24 protein-coding genes are annotated in these 23053 nt (G+C 68.7%); 4 read left to right on the top strand and 20 right to left on the bottom strand.

The window, feature by feature from the left end; genetic code table 11:
- Positions 1–41: 41 nt before the first annotated feature.
- From ACWFR4_RS43385 to ACWFR4_RS43375, 3 genes are all read right to left on the bottom strand, one after another.
- Positions 42–1673, bottom strand: a complete 1632-nt coding sequence (locus ACWFR4_RS43385) for a thiamine pyrophosphate-binding protein (RefSeq protein WP_453656975.1) — start codon at positions 1671–1673, stop codon at positions 42–44.
- Between the two features lie 127 nt (positions 1674–1800).
- On the bottom strand, positions 1801–3759 hold the full coding sequence (locus ACWFR4_RS43380) for a flavin-containing monooxygenase (RefSeq protein WP_453656974.1): 1959 nt from the start codon (positions 3757–3759) through the stop codon (positions 1801–1803).
- A 113-nt stretch (positions 3760–3872) separates the two neighbouring features.
- The gene (locus ACWFR4_RS43375; protein ID WP_453656973.1) at positions 3873–4775 is read right to left on the bottom strand and encodes a 3-hydroxyacyl-CoA dehydrogenase family protein; all 903 of its coding nucleotides are present in this window, start codon (positions 4773–4775) and stop codon (positions 3873–3875) included.
- A 71-nt stretch (positions 4776–4846) separates the two neighbouring features.
- On the opposite strand from ACWFR4_RS43375, the gene ACWFR4_RS43370 reads away from it, so the two are divergent.
- Complete coding sequence (locus ACWFR4_RS43370; protein ID WP_453656972.1) at positions 4847–5650, top strand: enoyl-CoA hydratase-related protein; 804 nt, start codon at positions 4847–4849, stop codon at positions 5648–5650.
- A 42-nt stretch (positions 5651–5692) separates the two neighbouring features.
- On the opposite strand, the gene ACWFR4_RS43365 is transcribed toward ACWFR4_RS43370, so the two are convergent.
- The 10 genes from ACWFR4_RS43365 to ACWFR4_RS43320 form a co-directional block, all read right to left on the bottom strand.
- Positions 5693–6424: an enoyl-CoA hydratase/isomerase family protein gene (locus tag ACWFR4_RS43365; protein WP_453656971.1), complete on the bottom strand. Its 732-nt coding sequence runs from the start codon at positions 6422–6424 to the stop codon at positions 5693–5695.
- On the bottom strand, positions 6421–7626 hold the full coding sequence (gene pcaF / locus ACWFR4_RS43360; RefSeq protein WP_453656970.1) for a 3-oxoadipyl-CoA thiolase: 1206 nt from the start codon (positions 7624–7626) through the stop codon (positions 6421–6423). The genes ACWFR4_RS43365 and pcaF overlap by 4 nt, the downstream gene beginning before the upstream one ends.
- 119 nt (positions 7627–7745) lie before the next feature.
- Complete coding sequence (locus ACWFR4_RS43355) at positions 7746–8432, bottom strand: enoyl-CoA hydratase/isomerase family protein (protein WP_453656969.1); 687 nt, start codon at positions 8430–8432, stop codon at positions 7746–7748.
- 197 nt (positions 8433–8629) lie between these two features.
- Positions 8630–9250 carry a TetR/AcrR family transcriptional regulator gene (locus ACWFR4_RS43350; protein WP_453656968.1) on the bottom strand — a complete coding sequence of 207 codons (621 nt, stop codon included), beginning with the start codon at positions 9248–9250 and terminating at the stop codon, positions 8630–8632.
- 167 nt (positions 9251–9417) lie between these two features.
- Positions 9418–10509, bottom strand: a complete 1092-nt coding sequence (locus tag ACWFR4_RS43345; protein WP_453656967.1) for a branched-chain amino acid ABC transporter permease — start codon at positions 10507–10509, stop codon at positions 9418–9420.
- Positions 10510–10512: 3 nt separating this feature from the next.
- Positions 10513–11388 (bottom strand): branched-chain amino acid ABC transporter permease, encoded by an 876-nt coding sequence (locus ACWFR4_RS43340; RefSeq protein ID WP_453656966.1) that lies wholly within the window; start codon positions 11386–11388, stop codon positions 10513–10515.
- A complete protein-coding gene (locus ACWFR4_RS43335) occupies positions 11381–12244 on the bottom strand; it encodes an ABC transporter ATP-binding protein (protein ID WP_453656965.1) in 864 nt (287 codons plus the stop codon). The genes ACWFR4_RS43340 and ACWFR4_RS43335 overlap by 8 nt, the downstream gene beginning before the upstream one ends.
- Positions 12245–12305: 61 nt before the next feature.
- Entirely contained in the window at positions 12306–13505 is a 1200-nt protein-coding gene (locus ACWFR4_RS43330) for an ABC transporter substrate-binding protein (RefSeq protein WP_453656964.1), read from the bottom strand.
- Between the two features lie 134 nt (positions 13506–13639).
- Positions 13640–14362: an ABC transporter ATP-binding protein gene (locus tag ACWFR4_RS43325; protein ID WP_453656963.1), complete on the bottom strand. Its 723-nt coding sequence runs from the start codon at positions 14360–14362 to the stop codon at positions 13640–13642.
- A 42-nt stretch (positions 14363–14404) separates the two neighbouring features.
- Positions 14405–15226, bottom strand: coding sequence for an SDR family NAD(P)-dependent oxidoreductase (locus ACWFR4_RS43320; protein WP_453656962.1), 822 nt, complete (start codon positions 15224–15226; stop codon positions 14405–14407).
- A gap of 286 nt (positions 15227–15512) precedes the next feature.
- On the opposite strand from ACWFR4_RS43320, the gene ACWFR4_RS43315 reads away from it, so the two are divergent.
- Positions 15513–16022, top strand: a complete 510-nt coding sequence (locus ACWFR4_RS43315; protein ID WP_453656961.1) for a DoxX family protein — start codon at positions 15513–15515, stop codon at positions 16020–16022.
- 76 nt (positions 16023–16098) lie between these two features.
- Positions 16099–16611 carry a flavin reductase family protein gene (locus tag ACWFR4_RS43310; protein WP_453656960.1) on the top strand — a complete coding sequence of 171 codons (513 nt, stop codon included), beginning with the start codon at positions 16099–16101 and terminating at the stop codon, positions 16609–16611.
- Between the two features lie 53 nt (positions 16612–16664).
- Here ACWFR4_RS43310 and ACWFR4_RS43305 read toward each other — a convergent pair whose 3' ends face one another.
- Positions 16665–17042 (bottom strand): hypothetical protein, encoded by a 378-nt coding sequence (locus ACWFR4_RS43305; protein WP_453656959.1) that lies wholly within the window; start codon positions 17040–17042, stop codon positions 16665–16667.
- 73 nt (positions 17043–17115) lie between these two features.
- Here ACWFR4_RS43305 and ACWFR4_RS43300 point away from each other — a divergent pair, with 73 nt between their 5' ends.
- Positions 17116–17616 carry an IclR family transcriptional regulator domain-containing protein gene (locus ACWFR4_RS43300; RefSeq protein WP_453656958.1) on the top strand — a complete coding sequence of 167 codons (501 nt, stop codon included), beginning with the start codon at positions 17116–17118 and terminating at the stop codon, positions 17614–17616.
- Positions 17617–17697: 81 nt separating this feature from the next.
- On the opposite strand, the gene ACWFR4_RS43295 is transcribed toward ACWFR4_RS43300, so the two are convergent.
- From ACWFR4_RS43295 to ACWFR4_RS43270, 6 genes are all read right to left on the bottom strand, one after another.
- Positions 17698–18294, bottom strand: a complete 597-nt coding sequence (locus ACWFR4_RS43295) for a cysteine hydrolase family protein (RefSeq protein WP_453656957.1) — start codon at positions 18292–18294, stop codon at positions 17698–17700.
- Positions 18295–18342: 48 nt separating this feature from the next.
- Complete coding sequence (locus ACWFR4_RS43290; RefSeq protein ID WP_453656956.1) at positions 18343–19131, bottom strand: enoyl-CoA hydratase/isomerase family protein; 789 nt, start codon at positions 19129–19131, stop codon at positions 18343–18345.
- Positions 19132–19258: 127 nt separating this feature from the next.
- Entirely contained in the window at positions 19259–19840 is a 582-nt protein-coding gene (locus ACWFR4_RS43285) for a nuclear transport factor 2 family protein (RefSeq protein WP_453656955.1), read from the bottom strand.
- Between the two features lie 57 nt (positions 19841–19897).
- A complete protein-coding gene (locus ACWFR4_RS43280; protein WP_453656954.1) occupies positions 19898–20815 on the bottom strand; it encodes an SDR family NAD(P)-dependent oxidoreductase in 918 nt (305 codons plus the stop codon).
- Positions 20816–20855: 40 nt separating this feature from the next.
- The gene (locus tag ACWFR4_RS43275; RefSeq protein ID WP_453656953.1) at positions 20856–21734 is read right to left on the bottom strand and encodes a hypothetical protein; all 879 of its coding nucleotides are present in this window, start codon (positions 21732–21734) and stop codon (positions 20856–20858) included.
- A gap of 39 nt (positions 21735–21773) precedes the next feature.
- Complete coding sequence (locus ACWFR4_RS43270; protein WP_453656952.1) at positions 21774–23036, bottom strand: amidohydrolase family protein; 1263 nt, start codon at positions 23034–23036, stop codon at positions 21774–21776.
- Positions 23037–23053: the final 17 nt, after the last annotated feature.

The raw sequence follows: 23053 nt of genomic DNA, 5'->3' as shown, positions 1-23053 counted from the left end.
GGCGTTACTGCCGCCTGTGCCTCTGCCCGTGCTTGTGCCGATCAATGCGGGACCTCCGGGATGTCGTGGGGAGCGATGCGCACATCGATGACGACGGGGCGACTTGGCGCGGCGACGGCGGCAAGCGCGGCTGCGACGTCGGACACTGCCTCCACCGTCAGCCCTTCGGCACCCAGCGAGCGGGCCACGTCGGCGAAGTCGGGCCACTGGAACAGCGACAGCTGCGGATTGAGCCCCTTGTTCACGAACTGGTCGTACTCCGCTCCGTAGCTGCCGTCGTTGCAGATGATGACGGTCAGTGGCAGTCCGGCGCGGATGGCGGAGTGCAGTTCCGCTAGGCCGTTCATCATGAATCCGCCGTCGCCGGTCACGAGCACGGTGGGTTCGTCGCGTGCGTAGGCTGCGGCGCCAATGGCGGCGCCCATCCCGAGCCCGACGGCCCCGAAGTCAGTGGTCGGCACTTCGCTACGGTAGGTGGGGCCGCAGAGGTACTTGAACGCCTCGCCCTGGAAGCGGCCCCCGTCGTGCACGACCGTGCGGCGGCCCGGCAGCGCGCGGCTCACCGCGCTGAGGACGCCGGCGAGGGTCACCTTGTCGCCCAGCGGGGCGTCCCAGGTGAGGTCGGCGTCGGTGACACCTGCCGTCGCGCGCTCGCGGAAGCCCGCGCCGCGGACCTCGGCAGCGTCCAGCAACTCGATGAAGCGTTGAGCGACGGCTGCCGCGTCCCCCAGGACCGTGGCGGTCACCGGGACTTCGCCGCGGAAGCGGGACTTGTCGGTGTCGACGTGAACCACCCGCTTGTCAGCGAAGAGCGAATTGCGGACCGTGGTCCAGGTGTTGAGGCTCGCGCCGAACGCGATGACGCAGTCGCTGTCGCTGATGGCAAGGACGCCCGGCTCCGTCGAGACGGTCCCGCAGACGCCGACGCTGCCTTCATCGGCGCTGTAGAGGCCCCGGGCTCGGAGCGTGGTGACGATGGGGGCGCCGATCCGCTGGGCGAAGTCGAGTACGGCCTGGCGGTGCTCCTTGCCGATGGCGCCTCGGCCGACGAGGACGAGCGGGCGGCGGGACGCGGCGATCACACCGAGAGCCTCGTCGATCTCGCCCTCCGACACCGGGAGATCCTGCGACGTCGACAGCGGCAGGCCTGCGGCACCCTCGGTGTCTTCCGGCTCCGTACCGATGTCCACCCAGGCGTACTCCGTCGGGCAGTTCAGGACGACCGGGCAGGACTGCTCCATTGCCTGCCGCGCCGCCCGCCGGACGGCGGAGCGGACCTCGCCCGGCCACCCGACGACCACGTACCCAGCTCCGGTCGCCCGGACGAACGGCTCCTGGTCGAGGCTCTGTTGGTTGAGCCTGTTGCTCGGCGCTGTGTCACCGGTGATCAAAAGCAGTGGGGTACTCGACCGTACGGCTTCGGTGAGCGCTGTCGCCGTATTGGTGAGACCGGGCCCCTGTGTGACGGTGGCGACGCCAAGGTGCGCACTGCGGCAGGCATAGCCGTAGGCCATCATGACGGCGCTGGCTTCGTGGGCTGCGGACACGTAACTGCCGTGCTGCTTTTCTACGAAGGAGTGGACCATAAACAGGTTGGCGTCCCCGATCAGGCCGAACACGGTGTCCGTGCCTGTTGCGGCTATTTCTTCGGCTATTGCCTCGTGTACGAACATGAATCCCCTCACTGACGTGGCAAGCCCTGCGGTGCGCTGCCGTTCCGAGGCGATGATCGATCAACATACTCGTTGACCACATGGCGCACCAGGGTGCGGAACTACGATGTGGATCTGCGCTGTGGATCTACGAAGCGGACCGCGTCGGGGCGTCCGACCAGGCGAGCACCCGGTAGTCCTCGATGCTCGAGCGCTCGGCGCGCGTCCAATACTCGATGTTGCGGAACGGCGAGACGAAGACGACCCGGCCGCGCGAGTTGCGGAAGTAGGTGTTGGTTCCCGGATGGGCCCACACCGTCATCTCGCTGGTGCGGTCGACGAGTTCGTTGTACTCGTCGAAGACATCTCTGCGTACGTCGATCGACCTCGCCCCGGTCCGGAACATGTCCAGCAGCAGCCGGGCTATGTACCGCATCTGCACCTCCATGAAGTACATGAAGCTGCCGCTGCCCGGAAACGAGTTGGGGCCGCCGACCAGGAAGAAGTTTGGAAAGTCTGGCACGGTCACGCCCAGATAGGCACGCGCGTCGTCGTCCTCCCACGCCTCGCGCAGGGTGATGCCATCGCGCCCGTCCACCTCCATCGAGGCCACGAACCGCGAGGCCTCGAAGCCGGTCGCCCACACCAGGACGTCCGCGTCGTACGCCGCACCGGACCGGTCGACCACGCCGGTCGGGGTGACCTTCTCGACCGCCTCGGTCACCAGGGTCACGTCCGGGCGACACAGTGCCCGGTACCAGCCGTTGTCGAGGAGGATGCGCTTGCCGTACGGAGGGTAGCCGGGCAGCACCTTCTCGAACAGGTCGGCCCGCTCCCCCAGTTCGTCGCGGATGTACTGGGTGAAGAACACGCGGTGTCCGTCGTTGCGAGCGTTCATCGCGCGTTCGGGGTGCGGCCACTGGGGGTCCTTGCGCAGGGAGTCGAGCACCTTGTCGCCGAACTGCCAGTAGAGCTTGAGCCAGTACCAGGTGCGGTAGAGCGGGAACGTCCGCAGTAGGTAGCGAGCGTCCTCGGTGATCGGCTGATGGAACTTCTCGAACGGCGCGATCCACGGCGGGGTGCGCTGGAAGACCCTCACCTCGCTGGCCTGCTCGGCGATGGCGGGCACGATCTGCATGGCGCTCGCCCCGCTGCCGATCACGGCGACCCGCTTGCCCGTCACATCCAGGTCGTCGGGCCATTCGGAGGAGTGGAACGACCGCCCTTCGAAGCTGCCGTACCCGGAGATCTCCGGGTACTTGGGCCGGTTGAGGAGGCCTACCGCGCCGACGACGGCGTTGAAGGACTCGACCTCGACGGTGCCGTCCGCCGCCCGCAGCGTGACCGACCAGCTGGCTGCGCGCTCGTCGTACTCGGCACGCACGACCTCCGTGCGGAAGCGGGTGTGCTCGCGTGCGCCCACGTTCTCGTAGGCCTGGTCGAAGTACTCCTCGAGGGCCGGGCGTAGTTCGAAGTGGTGGCTCCAGTCGTGCGGGGCAAATGAGTACGAGTACAGGTGGCTGGGGGTGTCAACGCCCGCGCCCGGGTAGCGGTTGTCCAGCCAGTTGCCGCCCGGGGCCTCATGCTTGTCGACGACGAGGTAGTCCACGCCCAGCTGGTTCAGTTGGCGCGCCGCGATGATGCCGGAGACACCGGCACCGATGACGAGCACGCGGAAGCCCGGGGGGACGCCGACGGACGGCGTGTCCGTGGCCTGAGCGCCGACCTGGTCATCCGCGATGCGCCGGCGGAACTCCTCGCTGAACATCTGCCCGTAGGTGGCGTCGACCTGCTCTCCGACGCACACCCCCAGCATCGCGGCCGTCTGCTCGGGTGTCGGCAGTTCGATGGCCGGGAGCTTGCCCTGCGCGAGGTGGTCGAAGGCCTGCGCGGCCGCGCGGCGGATGGCCGCCTGGACGTCGTCGGGAAGTCCTCCGGTGTCGTGGTCGCCCAGGCCCTTGGTGCGGGTGGGGCGGTAGGGCGGCTCCAGCCAGCGCGGGTCGCCGGTCACCTGATAGATCACCATCAACAGGGTCGGGATGTTGGCCGACTTGGTGAGCTCCTGCAGTTCGCTGAGTCCGGGGCTCCCGGTATGCGTTGAGTGCACTCGACTGACTCCTGTAGCGATTCGCTGCTGCGGCATTCCTTGGGGCATTGCGTTCGTGCGGGTCGAATCGGTGACGGCGGGTGAGCCATGTTCAACGTACTCGTTGAAGATGGTCAGGCGCCGTCGCCGGGCATCTTTCGGCCCCGCTCGTCGTATCGGAAGATCCCCCTGCCCGACTTGCGCCCGAGTCGCCCGGCCGCCACGAGGTTGCGCAGGCCGACGGTGGGCCGGAAACGTTCACCGAGCGTCTGGGCCATCGACTCCGCTGCCAGCAGGAACGTGTCGTGGCCGTTGCGGTCTCCGAGTTCGAGCGGGCCGATGGGGAAGTTCAGGCCGAGCCGGAGCGCGCGGTCGATGTCCTCCGCCGTACCGACGCCCTCCTCCAACATGCGAAGGCACTCCAGACGCACGATCGCCGCGATGCGGGAGGTCAGGAAGCCCGGACTGTCCTTTCTGCAGACCACGGTCTCCTTACCCAGGCTGTCGGCGAAGGCGCGCGCAGCGGTCACGGTCTCCTCGCTGGTCTCCAGGCCCGCGACCACCTCCACCAGCCGCATCAGCGCGGGCGGGTTGAAGAAGTGCAGGCCCACCACACGATCGCCTGCGCCCTCGAGCCCGGCGGCGATCGCCGTGATGGACAACTGCGACGTGTTCGTGGCCAGCAACGCCGTTGGCGCTGCGGCTCCCGCCGCCTCGGCGAGGATCTCCTGCTTGACGGGGAGTCGCTCCACGACGGCCTCGATGACCAGGTCCGCCCCGTCCGCCGCCTCGGCCACCGAGGGACGATGGCGCAGGAGCTCCAGCGCTCGCTGCGCCACCGGCTCGGCGACCGCCCGCTTGGACACCAGCTTCGCCAGGCTCGCCTCGATCTGGGTGCGGGCCGCGGCGACTTGGGACGGATCCGCGTCGTGGACGGCGACCTCGTAGCCGGCAGTTGCGGCCAGCTGTGCGATCCCTGACCCCATGATTCCGGCCCCGATGACGGTCACTCGTTCTATCCGGTTCGATGAGTCCACTCTGTCAGGCTAGCAGCCTTTGTCAACGCTACCGTTGAAATTTGAAGACGAGGCTGGCTACGCTCGGCACCGTGGAAACCACAGAGCTGATCATCGACACCGCCGAACCGGGCATCACTCAGCTGATCCTCAATCGGCCCGCCCAACTCAACGCGTGGACACTGTCGTTGGAGGCGCAGTTCTTCGCCGCGCTCGATGCCGCCGCGATCGATCCGCAGGTGCGGGTTGTGCTGGTGACAGGCGCAGGCCGCGGCTTTTGCGCCGGCGCCTCCATGGACATGCTGGGCGGGGGACCCCGGCCGACCGGCCGCGAGGGCCGGCGCGACCTGCTTGAGCTGGCCGCATTCCCCAAGCCCGTCATCGCCGCGGTCAACGGCCCTGCGGCAGGAATCGGCCTCGTGCTCGCACTGTGCTGCGACATCCGCATCGCCGCCGAGGACGCCAAGCTGACCACCGCCTTCGCCCGCCTCGGCCTGATCGCCGAACACGGGGCGGCCTGGCTGCTCCCCCGCATTGTGGGACGGGCACACGCCGCGGACCTGCTACTGTCCGCACGCACCATCACCGGCTCCGCGGCCGCAGAGATCGGTCTGGTCAACGCGGCCGTCGACCGTACCCAGACGCGCGAGGTGGCGCTGACATACGCACGCGACCTCGTGGCGGCCGGCGCGCCGAGCAGCTGGAGGACGATCAAGCAGCAACTCGCCGACGCGGCGGACCTGTCGCTGCGAGATGCCTACGCGCAGGCGGCGGACCTCATGGAAGCGGCCCTGGCCTCCGCCGACCACCGTGAGGGCGTGGCCGCCTGGAGGGAGAAGCGCGCGCCGCGCTTCGCGCCGGTGGCCGCTGCGGATCCGCAGCGGCCACCGGCGTAACGGGACGTCCGTCCTGACCCTCAGGTCCTCGGACCTTGAGGGTCACCTCTTGCGGCGTTCCAGGAACGCGGTCATCCGCTCGCGCTTGTCCTCGCCGTCGAAGAGCAGGGCCTGCGCCGTGACGTCGAAGGACGTGGTGGCGGGACGGTGGGCGCGCAAGGCCGCCTTGGTCAACTCCAGGGCGCGCCAGGAGCGTCGTGCGATGGTGGTGGCCAGCTCGCGTCCGCGTGCGGGAAGGTCGTCGGCGATCTCGTCGATCAGGCCGGCGCCGAGGGCCGCCTCGGCGTCGAGCTTGGCGCCCGCGTAGAGCATGCGGCGGGCTGTGGCCAGGCCGACGAGCTGGGTGAGCCGCCAGTTTCCGCCTGCGCCGGCAAGGATACCGAGCGAGAGTTCCGGCTGAGCGAAGAGGGCTTGCGGGCTAGCGATGCGGAAGTCGCAGGCCATCGCCATCTCGCAGCCGCCGCCCAGCGCCGCGCCGTCGACGAGGGCGATCGTCGGCCAGCGGTGCGCCTCGAGCTTCTCGAACAGCCGGGCGTTGATGCCGCGCAGCGCGTAGTCGCTGTCCCGCTCGCGCATTTCCCGGATGTCGGCACCTGCGGCGAAGATGCCGGGCGTGGTGGAGTGGATCAGCACGATGGACGGCGCACGGCCGGCCTCGCCCAGCACCTCCTCCATCTCGCCGACCATCGCCTCGTCGTGGGCGTTGCGCCGGTCAGGGCGGTTCAAACCGACCCACCACAGGGCGCCTTCACGGCGGACAACGATGCTGCTCATACAGCCTCCAGAAGTACGGCGATGCCCTGTCCGACGCCGATGCACATCGTCACCACCGCGCGGCGAGCGCCGGCCCTTCCGGCCAGTTCGCGCGCGGCGGTCAGCACGAGCCGGGCGCCGCTCATGCCCAGCGGATGGCCCAGGGCGATGGCGCCCCCGTGGGGGTTGACGTGTTCGGCGTCATCCGCGATTCCCAACTCGCGCAGCACGGCAAGGGATTGCGCTGCGAATGCCTCGTTCAGTTCGATGACGTCGATGTCGTCGGCCGTCAGGCCGGCACGGTCGAGGAGTTTGCGGGTGGCCGGCACCGGTCCCAGGCCCATGACCCGCGGTGCGACGCCCGTGGTCGCCGCGCCTGCGACCACAGCGAGGGGCGTCAACTCGTATGCCTGTAGAGCGCGTTCGGAGGCGAGCAGGAGGGCGGCCGCACCGTCGTTGACGCCGGAGGAGTTCCCAGCGGTGACAGTGCCGTCGTCGCGGAATGCGGGGCGCAACCGGGCGAGCTTGTCCGCGTCGGTGTCGCGGGGGTGCTCGTCTTGTGCCACGTACACCGGTTCGCCGCCCCGCCGGGGAACGGCAACCGGCGCGATCTCGGCGTCGAACCACCCGTCCGCCTGCGCCTTCGCGGTGCGCTGCTGCGAGCGCAGCGCGAACGCGTCCTGCTCGGCACGCTTCACGCCGCGTTCGGCCGCGACGATCTCGGCGGTCTCTCCCATCGAGTCGGTGCCGTGGGCGGCGTGCAGTGCGGGGTTGACGAACCGCCAGCCCATGGTCGTGTCGTAGATCTCGGGAGTGCGGGCGAACGGCGCCCCCGACTTCGGGATGACGAACGGTGCACGGCTCATGCTCTCGACGCCACCGGCGACGACCAGGTCAGCTTCGCCGGCCCGGATCGCACGTGCGGCGACGGCGACCGCATCGGCGCCGGAGCCGCACAGGCGGTTGATCGTCGTGCCGGACAGGGTGTCGGGAAGCCCGGCAAGGAGGAGCGCCATCCTGGCGACGTTGCGGTTGTCCTCCCCTGCCTGGTTCACGCAGCCGAGGACCACGTCGTCCACGGCCGAGAAGTCCACGGCCGGCTGCCTCTCCCTCAAGGCCCGCAGTACATGGGCCGCGAGGTCGTCAGGGCGTACGGACGACAGTGCGCCGCCGTACCGGCCGATCGGGGTGCGTACTCCGTCCACAAGGTATGCAACGGTCATGATGAATCCAGCCCAACCTCGACGCGCCGAACCGGCTGGCGGGCGCGCTTCGTTGTCGATTGATGAGAACTGACGAGAGCGGGGACTGCAGAGATCACAGGCTAGGACCGGCTCGAGGTTCAGTCAACGCATCCGTTGAAAAGCGATTCGGTCAGGCGCTGCTTGGCGCGCCGCAGGTATGACGCCTCGATGTCCGCGAGTGGCGCAAGGAGGTTCTCTGCGGCCGCCACGCAGGCGCCGGGTTCGCACACGGTCGCGCCGGCGCAATGACCGAGCCCCAGCTCGGCCGCCATGACCGCCTCGCCGGTCAGACACATCCGGCGAATCCAGGGATCGGGCAGGAAGCGCCGCAGCGGGGCCACGTCACTGTCAACCCCCATGGTCACCTCGGGCATTCTCAGCCGGGCCGACCGCGAGACCACCAGGATGTCCGCCGACATGGCGATCAGCAGCCCGACTCCTACGGCGGCCCCCTCCACCGCCGCGATCACCGGGGCTGGATGGTCACGCACCGAGGCGACGCAGGCGCGTGCGGCGGCAGTTGCGCCCGACCCGCCCGGATCTGCCTGTTTGAGGTCGAACCCGGCGGAGAACATGCGGCCCGCACCGGTCACGAGCACGGGCTCAGGCTCCGCGACGTCCCCCAGATTCGTCATGAGCGTGCGGAGCTGCTCGAACATGTCCGTCGTGAAGGCGTTCATCGGGGGCCGGTCTAGGCAGACGTGCACGAACCCATTGCGGCGGCTCAGCCGGACTCCCGGCGAGGCGCGCCTGCTGGGATCCGCGCGGAGCGAGGACTCGTCCATGGCCGTGACTGTATCAACGTATCCGTTGAAAAAGAACAACCCTCCGGAGATGGTCGTCCGGGCGCAGAAACGGCGGTCGCGGGCCCTGCGGAGGCATAAAGCGGAGTACATGCAGAACCGCGGCCGAACACGGCCGCGGTTCTGTGATGCTGCGCGTACTGGTCCTTGCGGGACCCCGGAGTCGGGCGGCAGGAGCCTCAGCCAGCCGCCACGCCGCTGAGCACCATGTCGGCCATGCCGTCGGCCACGTCGTCGGCATCGAGCATCCCGCCGGGGATGAACCACCGGGAGGTCCAGTTGAGCATGCCCGTCACGGACTTGGCGAAGACCTTGGGCGGCAGCGCGGTCCTGAAGACGCCCTGCTTGATACCGTCCCTGACGACCTGTTCGACCACGTCCTCGTAGCGCCGGCCGCAGTCGATCAGCTCGCGGTTGAGGTGTTCATCGATCACCGAGGCCGAATCGCCGCTGCGCAGATAGATGTAGAGCTGCGGGTAGTGGTGCTCGAACGACCGCATGACGACCCGCATCGACTGGCGCAACCGCACGTCTGGCGGCTCGCTGCTGGCGGCCACCTCCTCGAGAGCGGCCACCATCTCGGCCAGCCCGTCATGGATCGCGGCGCGGAAGATGGCGCCCTTGTCCTCGAAGTAGTAGTACACCGTGGCGCGGTCCACGCCGGCCTCCCGCGCGACGGCCTCGATCGTCGTGCCCGCGAACCCCTTGCGCTCAAGGACCTGGCCGGCCGCCTTGAGGATCTTGTCGCGCTTGGCGCCGTACCGTGCACGGTCGCGCTCCTTGGCAGCGTCGCGTTTCATCGCGAGCGTTGACTTTTGCTGTGCGCTACCCATCGTCATCCCATCGGCCATGCGTTTACTGGGCCGACAGTAGCACGGGCCTGATTCCCTTACGTATGGCAGAAAAGCGCTCTACCCCAGGGATGGTGATCTGCCAGCCTGCCCCTGCCGACTCCAACCTCAGTCAACTACCTCGTTGAGTTTGTTCCCCTGGTCCTACCCCGAGCCGCGCCCCGGCGGCGCACCGCACACGCCTTGACGCCGAGCCCCCGGACAAGGCCCACAAGTCCCTTCGGCGCCGCGATCATGAAGATCATGATGAGGACCCCGTACGCGATCTCGGCGTACCCGCTGGCGTCATGCGCGGCAGTCGACGACGTCACGAAGGTGTCGATCACACTCGGCACGAGGATCGGCAGCAGGATCACGACGACAGCACCGATCAACGGCCCGGCCAGGCTGTCCAGGCCACCGATGAGAATCATCGCGATCACCGAGATCGACAGCGCCAAGGAGAAGTTCTCGTACGTCACCGAGGCGGTGAACCGAGCCGTCAGACCGCCCTGCACCCCGATGATCGCCGACGAGATCACGAACAGGGTGAGCTTGTACCGCGCCACCTCGATGCCCATCACCGCGGCCGCGACCTCGTGGTCCCTGATCATGCGCCAGGCCCGCCCGCTGCGGCCGGTGCCCAGCCACGACACCGCGACGATCGTCGCGGCGAGGACCCCGACGAGCAGCCAGGCCCAACTGACCGCCTGCTCCCCGATGGTCCCGGGGAACACGGGTGTGAGGAAGAATCCTGCCGCGCCGACCGCATGGACCTGGTATTTCAGGGCAGCGAAGGAGGCCAGATAGAACGCCGCCAGGGTCGCCAGGGCCAGATACATGCCGCGGATACGGAGGGCGGGCAGCCCCACGATCAAACCGCCCGCTGCACAGAGCACTCCCCCGGCGATCACGTCGAACGGAAAAGGTACGCCGGCACGGAAGGTCCACACCGTCGTATAGGCGCCCGCGGCCAGGAACGCGGCGTTCCCGATGGAGACTTGACCACCGGTGCCCATGAGGAGGTCGAGGGCCAACGCCCCGATCGCGGCCAGCAGGATCGTATCGACGACATAGACCGCGTACGACGAAAAGTTGGTCGTGGTGACGGCAACCACAGCAGCGGTGACAAGGATGAGGATGTACTTCTGCCGCACGAGGCCACGCCACACGGAGCGCCGAACCGCGGCGTCAGGAGCGTCGGTGGCACCGGACAGTAGTGGGTTCATGACTCACACCCGCCTGACGCTGCGCGTGCCGGCGATGCCGTGCGGCAGGAACACCATGACGACGAGCAGCACGAGATACGTGGCGACGGTGACATACTCTCCCCCGATGTAGGCCGAGACGATGCCCCCGACCAGGCCCATGGAGAAGCCTCCGATCAGGGAGCCGGGAATGCTGTCGAGGCCGCCGAGCAGTGCGGCGGGGAACGCCAGCATGGCGAGGTCCGCGATCCCGCTGTTGACCGAGTTCACTTGGCCGTAGGCGATCCCGGCGATGCCCGCGAGCACGCAGGCCAGCACCCATGAGCCGAGGTACACCCAGTGGATGTTGATGCCGCCCTGGCTGGCCAGGAGCGGGTCCTGGCCGCCGGCGCGGATACGTACCCCGAGCGAGGTGAACCGGAAGAGGAGCACCAGCGCGACCGTCAGGACGACGGCGAACGCGCTGATCTCCAGCGAGGCGGTACTGAATCTCGCCCCGAAGATCGTCGTCGCTCCCTCGGACAGCCCCGGAATCGTGATCGAGTACTGAGTCTCCGGAAAGCCGATGCCGATGAACCCGTCGGCCACGGCGGCGAAGCCCAGCGTGGCGATGACGGCGACGAAGTGCGGCCTGCCCACCGCCGAGCGCAGCACCAGGCGGAAGAGGAGCGCACCCAGCGCGCCGACAGCTCCCAGGCTGATCAGTGCCAGTACGGCGAAGCCGAGGCCGGTGTCCTGCTGCAACCGGCCCACGATGAGCGCGGCGAGCAGCATGAAGCTGCCGTGCGCGAAGTTGAAGGTGTCCGTGGCACGAAAGATGAGGACGACGCCGAGCGTCACCAGGGAGTAGACGGCTCCCAGGGACAGGCCGCCGACGACGGCCGCGGTGAGTTCAGACATCGGCGACGGCCTCCTTGGGCGCAGCCAAGGAGGCGGCCGAGGGCGCACCGCCCGTCATGGTCGCCTGGAACTGCTCGGAATCCAGTACGGCTTCGGTCGGCCCGTCCAGCGCCACCGCGCCGGACAAGAGCCCGAGCACCCGGTCGGCAACGGCCCGTACGAGATCCATGTGGTGCTCCACGACCAGCATCGGGATGCGGAACTCCTGATGGATGCGGACGAGCAGGTCCTGGACCCGTGCGCGTTCGGCAGGGTCGAGACCGGATGACGGTTCGTCGAGCAGCAGAGCGCTGGGCCGGGCGATCGTCGCCCGGACGATGTCAACCATCTTGCGCTGCCCGTAGGCGAGTTGCCCGGCCTCGACATCGGCCAGTTGCGAGAGCGAGCACAGGTCGAGCAGCTCCATAGCCTCGGCGCGCGCCCTGCGCTCGCACCCTGCGACCTTGCGGCGGCGCAGGAGCGTGTCCGCGAGGGAGTAACCGATCGTCGTGTGCGCGCCGCACAGGACGTTCTCCACGACGCTGGCCTGGTCGACAAGGCGCGGATCCTGGAAGCTGCGCCCCACACCGCCGCGGGCTATGCGGCTGGGGCGAGCGCGGGTGACATCCCGGCCGTTGTGCCTCACCTCGCCGCCGCTCGTGGGTACGAGGCCGCAGATCGCGTTCAACAGGGTGGTCTTGCCCGCGCCGTTGGGGCCGACGACCGCGACGATGTGGTCGGCCCTGACCGACACCGAGACGTCGGTCAGGGCGGCCAGGCCGCCGAAGGCGACGCCGACATTGCGCACCTCGATCGCGTTGGGGCGCGGAGCATCACGTCCGCCCCCGGCCGCTGTGGCTCGATGCTCCTCGTTCACCTCAAGTGCCCTTCTCTGCCTGGTCGGTCGGATGGGGTGGGGGTGAGCGGACCGGCGCCTGTCACGGCAGCGTGATCGGCGCGCTCTGCGAGAACCTGCCCTCGGCCGGGTCGTAGGTGTGGAAGCGGACCGTGCGTATCGCGATGTGGGTGGACGCGCTGAACGTGACGGGGCCGTAGGACGCGCCTTGCGGCACGGTGTAGTTCCTGACGTGCTCGAGGGCGGAGTCGAGCGTGGTGCTGGTGCAGTCGGAGCCGCACTTCTTCATCGCCTGCGCCAGCGCGTACACGGAGACCCAGCCCGACATCGAGAAGATCGATCCTGACACCTTCGTCTGCGCCCCGTGTTTCTCGGCCAGGGTGAGGAATCCGGGCAGCGTGCTGGGGTAGGGGTTGGCGGTCAGCGCGTGGTACTGGGGAGACGCGATCTGCTTCAGGGTGGGCTGTCCCGCGCCCGAGGGGATGCCGAGCTGCGGAACCGTGACACCCGCTGCGGTGAGCGCCTTCGCCGTGACGACGCTGTCGTCGGTCGACCCGAGGGTGAGGACGAGGTCCGGCTTGCTGCGCGCGATGGCGCCGGCCTGCGTGGTGAAGGACGCGAGCGGTACGTCGTATCGCTCGACCTTGCCGATCCTGCCGCCCGCGCGGGCCACCAGCGCCTCGGCCCGCTTGATGATGGTGTCGACGTACGGGGAGTTGACGGCCGCGACGGCGACGGACTTCCCGGCCAGGGAACCGTGGAGGCGCTCCTTGGCGTACCGGTAGATGGCATCGGCGTTCTGACGTGCGGTCAGACTCGTCTGATACAAGTACGGCTGCGCCGGATACAGCGCACTGTCGGGCAGCGCGGGACTCAGCAGCGGTATCTGCGCCGACTGCACCAGCTGGCTGATGGACGAGGCGCCGGCGGCCCCGGAGAGCATGACCACGGCGAGCGGGCTCTGGGAGACCGCCTTGTGCGCTGCCGTGAGTGCTGAGCCCGGACTGGACTGGCTGTCGATGACCTCCAGGTCCAGCTTCCTGCCGTTGACGCCGCCGTGTGCGTTGATGTTCTGCACAGCCATCTCGGCCGCAGCGGCGCCTGGCGCCGACACGCTGGAGAAGGCTCCGGACAGGTCCGAGATCAGCACGATCTTCCGAGAGCTGCCGCTCGTCCCTGACCCGCCGAACGTGCCTGAGCCGCAGGCGACGAGGCCCAGGAGCAGCGTGAGGGCACCCAGCGCAGCGGCCAGGGCTCGTCTCGATCGTGGTTGCGTGCGCATGGCGTCCGCCGTCCTCTCCATGGTGGTCGAGCGGCGACGCCGCTCGGTACAACGCCGTGGTGCGTACGTACGTGGGGCGTGAAGTGGAAGTGGTGTGTGTGGGGCCGAAGTGGTGCGAGGTGCACTGTCAGCGACTACGCGTCGGCGCCTGCGGTACCCAGGAGATCCAGGCGCGCGAAGTCGGCGGACCTGCCGTGTGCGGTGGTGCGACCGCCCTCGAGCAGGTAGCAGTACTGGGCCGTCGAGACGGCGTGGGTCGTGCTCTCGTCGATGACCAGGCACGCGGTTCCCTGTGCGGCGATGGTCGCGAGCGCGTCGAAGAGGGGGCGCTGCAGGCTGACATGGAGCCCGAGCGTCATCTCGTCGACGAGCAGCAGCCGAGGGCCGTTCATCAGCGCTCGGACGATGGCGACCATTTGCTGTTCCCCGCCGCTGAGCATGCCTGCCTTGTGCCGCAGGCGCTCGCGGATCCGGGGGAAGAGTTCCAGGCCGAACGCGAGTGTCTCGTCGCGCTGGGCACGGGAGCGATGCATGCCCGCGGAGACGAAATGCTCGCGCACACTCAGGTTGGGGAAGATCTTGTTGCGTTCGGGGACCGACGCGATCCCGGCCCGCGCCAGCCGGTGCGGTTCCCATCCAGTGACGTCCGCGCCGTCGTACGTCACCCGGCCGCGCACGACCTTCGCGTCCTCGGAAGCGAGGAAGCCGCTCAGGGTCCGGCACGTCGTGGTCTTCCCCGCGCCGTTCACCCCGATCAGCGCGACGATCTGTCCTGCGTCGGCCTCGATCGAGACGTCCTCGATACCGAGCGCTCCATTGGGGTACCGCAGTGCGAGGTTCTCGGCTCTCAGAAGCATCTGTCCACCTGCCTGCCGTTGTGGTGAGCGACTCCCGTGCCGCTACCGGCCGGGCCTGATTCCGGTCCCGGGTCCGGTCCCGCGGACAACGGGCTTGGTGTACTGGACTCCTGCGTGCCGGCCGCCGTCGACGAAGTGCTGGTCGCCGGTGAGGTAAGACGCATCGTCGCCCGCCAGGAAGGCGATCAGGGCCGCGACGTCCTCCGGCTGTCCCACGCGCCCGAGCGGCGGCAGGTCGGCGGCGGCGGCCTCACCGACGACGGCGACCGCGCCGCTGCTCATCGGCGTATCGACCTTGCCCGGATGCACCGAATTGACGCGGATGTTGTACGGGGACAGCTCGATCGCCGCGCAGCGGGCGATCATCGCGTTGGCCGCCTTGCTCGTGCAGTACGCGCTGAGCCCCTCGATACCGACCGCACCGGCCACCGACGAGAGCACGACCACCGAGCCGCCGCCGTTCGCACGCATGGGCCCCGTCACTGCCTGGATTCCCTGGAGTACGCCGATCGCGTTCGTCTCGAACGTGCGGCGGAAGTCGTCCGGTGTCGTCTTCTCGAGCGGGCCGGAGAGCATGATGCCGGCATTGCACACGAGGATGTCCGGACTGCCGAAGGTGTCCTGGGTGACCTCCACGGCAGCACGCCAGTCATCAGGATCGGTGACGTCGAGACGGACGTACCGGGCGTGCGGCGCGAGATCGGCTGCGAGGGAACGTCCCGGGCCCTCCAGCACGTCCCCGATGACCACGCGGGCGCCGTCGGCGACCAGGCGACTCGCCGTAGCGGCTCCGATGCCGCGGGCCGCACCGCTGACGATGGCCACCTTTCCGCGCAGCGGCGAGCGGGAAGTCGACTCACTCATGTGGTCAGGTCCTCCATTTGGTCACGTCCTCTCGATTCCGCGGCCATTGACGCGAGTTGACCGAAGCGGTGCGAGCCGGCACACAATTTACGATCTTGGAAAGCATTCGAGATTCTCCGGATTCCACAAACGTGGCACGGAGTCGCACAGGATCGGGCCGCGCTGCCGGACAGACCGGGGCGGCAGTGAGGGAACCGTAGCCAGCCAATGCCCCATCGTCAACACATGAGTTGACGATGTCGGCGAGCCGGTAGCAAGCTGACCACCAATCCCTCGGAGGTGTTCGATGAGTACGACGACGGTGTTGGACGTCGGCGCCCTGGTGCTGCGCGTGGGCGTCGGGGCAGTCATGGCCGCCCACGGCTGGAACCACATCCGCGGTGGCGGCGGAATCGAAGGAACTGCGCGCTGGTTCGAAGACATGGGGATGCGGCCCGGTCGGCTGCACGCCTGGGCCGCGAGCCTGACCGAGCTGGGGGCCGGCGCCCTCCTCGTCCTCGGCCTGCTGACTCCCCTGGCCGCGGGCGGTGTCATCGGCGTGATGACGGTCGCCTGGGTGACCGCACACCTACGCAACGGCTTCTTCGTCTTCCGTCCGGGACAGGGCTACGAGTACGTCATGACACTCACTCTGGCAGGCGTCACGCTCGCCGCCACGGGCGCCGGACGGCTGTCCGCCGACGGCGCGCTGGGCATCTTCCTGCCGGTCGGCTGGACCTGGTTCACGGTCGGGGTGACCGCCGGCCTGTTGGGCGCCGCGGTACTCCTCGCGTCGTGCTGGCGCCCTGCGCGATAGCCGTACAGGGCGATCCCAGAAATAATGTTCAACGCGGGTGTTGAAAACATTGGGCAGCAATTCCTAAGCTGTGCCCATGACTTCGACACCTGTCTCTGTCACGGCCGACTCCCCGATAACGGAGATCGAGCCTCAGGTATTCAGGAAGGTGCTCGGCCAGTTTCTGACCGGAGTGGCGGTGGTGTCCGCGATGGACGGAACTCAACCGGTCGGCCTCGCGATCGGTTCGTTCTTCTCCATCTCGCTCGACCCGCCCCTGGTCGGGTTCTGCGCGGCTGATTCGTCGAGCACCTGGCCGGTCATCAAGAGGGCCGGCCGGTTCTGTGTCAACGTACTTGCCGCTGACCAGGAAGGCGTGTGCCGCAACTTCGCGCGCACGGGTGCCGACAAGTTCGACGGTGTCGGCTGGGCGCCCTCGGGCGGCGGCTGCCCCCGCATCGACGACGTCCTGGCCTGGATCGACTGCGACATCGAGACCGTCCACACCGCGGGCGACCACGAGATCTGCGTCGGACGCGTGCGTGCACTGGGCGACGGCCGCCGCTCGGCGCCACTGGCCTTCTTCCGGGGCCGGCACCGGATCGGCTGACCCGCTCCGGCTCGGCCGACCGGTAGGGTCAGTCGGCACCGGAGCGGGACGGTTCACGGCTGGGGCCAGGTGAACTGCGGCGGCCGGTCGTCGAGGAATGCGACCACGCCTTCCGCCGACTCGCCGGACCCCTTGGACTGATGCTGCCAGGCGGCAAAGCGGGCTTCGGCCTGAGCGACGTTATCCGCCTCACGGAGACCCAGGACTCCTTCATGGCCTGCTGCGGCGCGAGGGTGCAACGAGGCATGCCAGGGCGTCGACGGGCCAGCAGCGGGCACGTCGCCGTGGTGACTGCGGACGGCCGCTTCTACCTCAAGCACGGCAAGCATCACCTGCAGGTAGAGGCGAGAAGGAACGGCAGGAGGGTGATACTGCTCAAGCCGCGCGCGCCCCGGCCGGCGGAGCCTGCAGTAGGCCGGAGGAAAGTTCACGGTCCCTGATCCCGCACCTCTGACCCGGGGACGATGGCGGGTCCCCTACTATGACGCGTTCCACCACGGACACGTGCCGGAAGGCCACACGTTGCGGTGGAACGTTCGCCAGCGCGGCGACTGCGTCTTCGCTCTGGTCTACGAGGAGACCGAGAAGGCTGCCCAGCCTCCTCCAGTGCCGACCATCGACGTACCGGAGGTTCTCGATCGGCCTCACCCTCTCGTCCATGCGACGCGCAAAACCCTGGGCCGCGTTCAAGGCGCGGTCGACACCCGGGGCAGAGCGGAGGTCATCCCGTCGTACGTGTCGCGTCCGCTCGCCGACCGAGCCATCGAGCGGTATCTCAGCCGCCCGCTCGCCGCCGCGATCTCGCGCACGGTGACCGACCCAGACCGGCTGCGAACCGAGCTCGAAGCCATCCAGGCGCGCGGCTACGCGACCGCCGACGAGGAACTCGCCGACGGCGCGGTCGCCATAGCCGCCGCCATCGGGCACCCCGGCAGGCCGCCGGTGGCAACGCTGTCCGTGTCGGCCCCCAAGTCACGCGTCGGCAGCGAACTGTTCACACCGTAGGGGCAGTTGGTTAACGACGCCGCGCACAAGCTCGCCGCCCAGCTGCCGTCGGCGAGCTGAGCGGCCCGAACTGGTTGTCTCTTATCCGAGCTGCAGCAACTCTCGGAATTGGGCAGCGTCGATGATATGTGCCCGCGAAGGGAACACCTTGGTCAGCAGCGTCTCATGGGTCTCGATATCGGCGTCGGCGACCCCGTCTGAGAGGACGAAGAGGCGATAGTCGCGGTCGGCGGCGTCGATGAGGGTGGACAGCACGACACCGGAAGTGCTGACGCCGCACAGCACCAGGGTGTCGATGCCCCGTTCGCGCAGCTGCTTGTCGAGGTCGGTGGTGGAAATGCCGCCGAAGCGGGTCTTCCGTACGACGATGTCGCCGCTCTGCGGGGCGATCCGCACGTCGATCTGTGTAGTGGGGTCCTCGTGGTGCATCCGCTTCGTCGCGGCCGCGGCCGCGAAGGACTTGTTGGTGTCGGGTACGGCCGCCCAGTCGTCTTCGGTGAAGGCGACACGGACGTAGCCGATGGTGCCGCCGGCACTTCGGGCGTCGGCAATGGCTCCGTTGACCCGCTCGACGAGAGTGTCGGGGTCGGGGGCGTGCGCAACGATTCCGTTCTGGAAGTCCATGGCCAGCAAGGCGGTGCGCTTGGGGTCGATCGCCGGCACGGCAGCGGTACTCAAGTGGGTTCTCCTCGGTGGGGTTGTCGCTCGGGATTGTCGGAGGCCGCGTCAACGACCCGTGTACGTGCCGGGGCGCTTGGCGCGGAACGCCTCCATCGCCTCGCGCGAGTCGTCGGTGGACGTCATGACGGCCTGGTGGGAGGCGATCAGGTCGAGGGCGGTCCGCAGGTCGTGGCGTTCGCCCTCGCGGACGGCGCGCTTGATCAGCTGCACGGCGAGCGGGGGACGCGAGGCGAGCGTGGTGGCGAACTCCTTTGCCAGGCTGTCGAGTTGTGTGTCCGGGTGGACGGCGGTGACCAGGCCGATGGCGAGCGCCTCGTCGGCGTCGACGAAGTCCGCCGTCCACAGCAGTCGCAGGGCGGTGGCGGTGCCGACGATCCTGGGCAGGTACCAGCAGCCGCCGTCGCCGGGGACGAGACCGACACGGACGTAGCCCTCGCAGAACCGCGCTGACTCCCCCGCGATGCGGATGTCGGCCATGAGGGCCATGTCCATGCCCGCACCGACGGCCGCGCCGTTCACGACGGCGATGTACGGCTTGGTCAGTGCCTCTGCGGCGAACGCGACCTGGTGGACGCGGGACATCAGCTGCTTCTCCGCGGCGGGGGTTCGCTCGCGCTCGGCGAACGTGGCCAGGTCTACGCCGGCGCAGAAGGCTCCGCCCGCGCCGGTGACTACGACCACCCTGACGACGGGATCGGCCTCTGCGCGCGTCAAGGCCTCGGCCCAGGCGTCGACCATCTCCAGGGTGAACGCGTTCTTGTGGTGCGGGCGGTTGAGCGTGATGGTCGCGATGTGAGCGACGACCGTGTAGTCGAGATCCTTCTCAGCACTCATGGCATCCCTGCGAGTCGGCGGAAAGGGAAGCAAGTCCTCGGCACATGACGGCCCCGCCGAAGGCGAGACAGGCCTACGGGGAGGCCATGGCCGTACGTCGCCTTCGGCGGGGAGAAGGGCCGGGTGGCTATACGGTGGCGGTGGTGCGGGCGCGCAGCTCGGCGAACGCGACAACCGCCGAGTCCTGCTCGTCGCCGCGCCCCTTGGTGAACCGGGCTGCCGCAGGCGAGGACCAGTACGCGGGCTCCCCAAGGCTGCGGGTCCAGTCCACGACGGACTCGCGGCTCGCGATCTTCCAGCCGTCGGCGGTGCGCGCCAGCCGGTCGACGTAACGGCCGCCCATCAGGACCGCCTCACTGCTCCCGTCGGCGACGAACTCCGGGTCACCGACGAACTCGATGTAGCAGCAGTAATAGCTCTCGCACACCGCGTCATCGCCGCTAATCTCGACGAGCTGATTGGCCACGAAGTGCTGCTTCGCGCCGCGGTACTTGCTCTTCTCCTCCAGCCAGGCGGCGAATTCCTCGGGACCGCCCTGGAAGGCGCCGTGGTCGTCGGTGGCTTCGGGCAGGTAGCAGTCGGCCACCTGCGACCAGTTGAGCCGGTCGGTGCCGTGGCAGTACCGCAGCACACAGTTCTTGATGTCGCGTTCGTCAAGCAGCAGCGCGAGCCTGGCCTGCGTCACGCTGTCGTCCACACCGGTCGTCATCTCGACCTGACCTCTTTCTCGAATTCGTCGAAGGCGGGGCGTACGGCAAAGGTCCGGTCAGCCGACCCCGGACGAGGCGGGGACCGTGTAGCCCTTCTCCTCGCGTATCTGCTCGATGTGGTCGCGTACGTCCTCGAGTTGGAGGTCCTCCAGCGTGATGCCCTCCGTCTCGGCGGTGAAAATGCGCGCGACCCGCCCCCCCGCCGCCCGCCAGACCTCGCCGCTGACCTCACAGTCGTCGTGCACGAGGTACGCGGCGACCGGGGCCACCCGCTCGGTGGTGCACTGCTCGCGGATCCACTGCAGGCGCCCCGTCGGATCGGCCGTGCGGCCGGTGGTGGCGTGGCGTGCGGCCTGCGTGTACGCGATCGGGGCAATCGCATTGACCTTGATCCCAGCGGCCTTCCCGCGGTTGGCGAGGTGCCGGGTCAGTCCATATGCCGCCGCCTTCGCGACCCCGTACAGCCAGTTCTCGCCGAACCCGGTAGGGCTCTCGTCGCTGTCCCGCTTGCCGCCGGCCCCGGAGCCGTACATCCCGACCCCGGAGGTCGTGATCAGCACGCGACCGTAGCCGCGGTCCACCATGCCGGGCCACAGTTCGTGCAGGACCCAGACCGCGCCCTTGAGATGGAGGTCGAGGTGGTGGTCGAGGCTGCCGGTCGCGGTGCCGGCGTTGTGCACGACGATGTCGACGCGACCGTATCCGCGCAGCACGTCGCGTGCCAGCCGACGGGAGCCGGCCTCGCTGCTGAGGTCGGCGTAGATCATCTCGGCGCGTCCGCCGGCGCGGCGGATCGTCTCGAGGACGGCGGGCTGTCCTGTCATTTCGTCCCGCTCGACGGAGTCGGAGCTGAGGTCGTTGATCACAACCGTCGCCCCGCGCGCTGCCAGCAGTTCGGCGTACGCGCGCCCCAGTCCGCGCCCACCGCCCGTGATCAGGGCCACCCTGCCGTCGAATCGCATCCGGTCTGCCACCGGTTCTCCTCTTCGTTCGCGGGCTGTTGCCCACTGTTGCTCAGGCATCCGGCGTCCAGTCATCCGCGTCGAGCGTCAGGCGGCTGGAGGGTTCAGGGAAGCGGACCATGAGCAGCTCGCTGTCGGCCGTGCCATCGATCGCCAAGCCTTCGCCCGAGTCGGCCCACACCCCCGTGTGCGGGCCGAAGGACTCGCCGTCGTAGGCGAAGCTGCCCGTGGTCGTGAACAGGAACGTCGGACGCAGGTCACCGGGGTTCGCCGGCAGGCTCAGCGTGCCGTCTCGGTCGAAGCACAGCGTTTCGACGCTCGTCCCGTTCTCGCTGAAGGCGCCCATCCGCCGACGGCGGACCGGCCCCTCGGGTGCCGACCAGCCGAACGCCGACGGCGTCATCAGCACCGGCTGCCGGTAGCGCGGACGCTGCGGCTTGTACGGCTCCTTGAACACCTGCTCCCAAATCGCGTTCAGCGGGTCCTTGTTGTACGGGTGTCCCCGCTCGTCGACCGAGCGGTAGATGCCGTCGCGGAACTCCCCGCGCTCGGACAGTTCCGCGACTGCCTGATCGCTCTGCTCCTTGGTGACGAACCTGTCGCCCCATTGCGCGACCAGGATGAGTGCGCCCTCGCACTTCTGCGGCCCGTAGTAGGCGTTCGCCGGGAAGTAGCCGACGTCGCCTTCCTCGAGCACGGCGAAACCGAGGTCCATCCGGCCATGCGCCGCGAAGCGCAACTGCTCGAAGTCGTGCCGGTGCCTGACCGAGCTGTAGCCGCGCTCTCCTTCTCCGAACCGCTCGAAGCGGATGTCGTAACTGACCCGCCTGCCGCCCTCGGCCGCGCGGATCACCTTGCGGAACACGTCACCGCCACGGGGGTTGGGGACTACGAGCTCCCAGCTCTGGCGTGCGGTGTCGACGATCTGCATGTGCTGCCTCCTCTCCTGTCGCCGTGTGTCCGGCCCGCGTCACGCCGGGATGAGCGGCCGGTCGAGGTCGCCGCGGAACGACGGCTGAACCTCGGGCGGGGTGAGAACCTCGGCCTCGTCGGGACCGATGCGCTCCGCGATCCTGTCCAGTGCCGGCAGGTCGAAGCCGAAGACGCCGGCAGCCGTCGCGCCGAGCATGCGGCGTGCCTCGTCGGCCGGTACGCGCTCGGCGCCGAAGGTGGCCTCCAGGTAGGCGTGGGTGCCGTACCGCCAGGCGCCCTCACTGTGCGGGAAGTCCATGCCGATCATCATCGTGTCGACGCCGATACGGTGCCGGGCCGCTATCTCGGCCCGGGAGAAGAGCGACGAGCCCAGGTGGCACTGCCGGCCGAAGTACTCGCTCGGCAGCCGGGGCACGACGTCACGGATGTCGCGCCGCAGGTCGCTGCGCTCGTAGGAGTGGTCCATGCGCTGCAATGCGCCGAGCACCCAGTCCGAGTGGGTCTCGGTGAAGACGATCTGCAGGCGGGGGAAGCGCTCAAGGACACCTCCGAAGATCAGCGACGGCAGCAGGTTGCGTACACCGGTGAAGATGTCGGCGCCGACCATGGCACGCGCGGAGGTGAGCGTCGGGGCGCCGGTGTACTCGGGGAGCGCGTTGGCGATCGCCACATGGATGTTGACGACCAGTTCGTTCTCCTGCAGCGCCGCCCACACCGGGTCGTAGCGCTCCTGGTAGGGCCGGTCCCCCTCGGGGAGGGCAGGCAGGGCGACGCCGCCGAATCCCATCTCCTTGACGGCCTTGATCTCCGCGACGGCGGCATCGATGTCGTGCAGGCTGATCGCCGCCATGCCGAGCCAGCGCTCCGGCGCGAACTGCCGGAAGTCGGTCAGCCACCGGTTGTACGCCCGGTAACCGGCGCCGAGTTGGCCGTCGGAGGGCTGGGCGACCTGCAGGGTGGCTGCGTGGGTCGGCGAGCTCATCAGGAACGGGGTCGCGAACTCCTGGAACAGGACCTCGGCTGCGATCCCCTCCTTGTCCAGCTCGGCGACGCGCCGGGCCGGGTCCCAACTCGCCTCGAGCCGCCCCTGGTCGGCGACCCTCTCCTTCCACTCGGCCGCCGCGTCGGGGTCGAGCCGGTTGGCGATGTTCGTCGAGTCCGTGGTCACCACTCCGTACTTGCGGTAGTCGACCAGGAACGCGTCGAAGTCGTCGTGATACCTCTTCTCCAGGTAGGGCCGATAGTCGCTCATGCGGGCCGCGACGTGTCCGTCGCTGGAAATGACCGTGAACCTACTCATCGTTGAGCACCATCCAT

The organism is Streptomyces sp. NPDC055140 (genome assembly GCF_053607285.1).
This window is presented reverse-complemented; position numbering and strand designations above follow the sequence as displayed.

What these genes read in the sequence shown, in the direction of transcription:
- ACWFR4_RS43385 (WP_453656975.1), bottom strand. Translation starts at nt 1,673, where the DNA reads ATGTTCGTACACGAGGCAATAGCCGAAGAAATAGCCGCAACAGGCACG.
- ACWFR4_RS43365 (WP_453656971.1), bottom strand. Translation starts at nt 6,424, where the DNA reads ATGAGCAGCATCGTTGTCCGCCGTGAAGGCGCCCTGTGGTGGGTCGGT.
- pcaF (WP_453656970.1), bottom strand. Translation starts at nt 7,626, where the DNA reads ATGACCGTTGCATACCTTGTGGACGGAGTACGCACCCCGATCGGCCGG.
- ACWFR4_RS43355 (WP_453656969.1), bottom strand. Translation starts at nt 8,432, where the DNA reads ATGGACGAGTCCTCGCTCCGCGCGGATCCCAGCAGGCGCGCCTCGCCG.
- ACWFR4_RS43350 (WP_453656968.1), bottom strand. Translation starts at nt 9,250, where the DNA reads ATGAAACGCGACGCTGCCAAGGAGCGCGACCGTGCACGGTACGGCGCC.
- ACWFR4_RS43345 (WP_453656967.1), bottom strand. Translation starts at nt 10,509, where the DNA reads ATGAACCCACTACTGTCCGGTGCCACCGACGCTCCTGACGCCGCGGTT.
- ACWFR4_RS43340 (WP_453656966.1), bottom strand. Translation starts at nt 11,388, where the DNA reads ATGTCTGAACTCACCGCGGCCGTCGTCGGCGGCCTGTCCCTGGGAGCC.
- ACWFR4_RS43330 (WP_453656964.1), bottom strand. Translation starts at nt 13,505, where the DNA reads ATGCGCACGCAACCACGATCGAGACGAGCCCTGGCCGCTGCGCTGGGT.
- ACWFR4_RS43325 (WP_453656963.1), bottom strand. Translation starts at nt 14,362, where the DNA reads ATGCTTCTGAGAGCCGAGAACCTCGCACTGCGGTACCCCAATGGAGCG.
- ACWFR4_RS43320 (WP_453656962.1), bottom strand. Translation starts at nt 15,226, where the DNA reads ATGAGTGAGTCGACTTCCCGCTCGCCGCTGCGCGGAAAGGTGGCCATC.
- ACWFR4_RS43315 (WP_453656961.1), top strand. Translation starts at nt 15,513, where the DNA reads ATGAGTACGACGACGGTGTTGGACGTCGGCGCCCTGGTGCTGCGCGTG.
- ACWFR4_RS43310 (WP_453656960.1), top strand. Translation starts at nt 16,099, where the DNA reads ATGACTTCGACACCTGTCTCTGTCACGGCCGACTCCCCGATAACGGAG.
- ACWFR4_RS43290 (WP_453656956.1), bottom strand. Translation starts at nt 19,131, where the DNA reads ATGAGTGCTGAGAAGGATCTCGACTACACGGTCGTCGCTCACATCGCG.
- ACWFR4_RS43285 (WP_453656955.1), bottom strand. Translation starts at nt 19,840, where the DNA reads ATGACGACCGGTGTGGACGACAGCGTGACGCAGGCCAGGCTCGCGCTG.
- ACWFR4_RS43275 (WP_453656953.1), bottom strand. Translation starts at nt 21,734, where the DNA reads ATGCAGATCGTCGACACCGCACGCCAGAGCTGGGAGCTCGTAGTCCCC.
- ACWFR4_RS43270 (WP_453656952.1), bottom strand. Translation starts at nt 23,036, where the DNA reads ATGAGTAGGTTCACGGTCATTTCCAGCGACGGACACGTCGCGGCCCGC.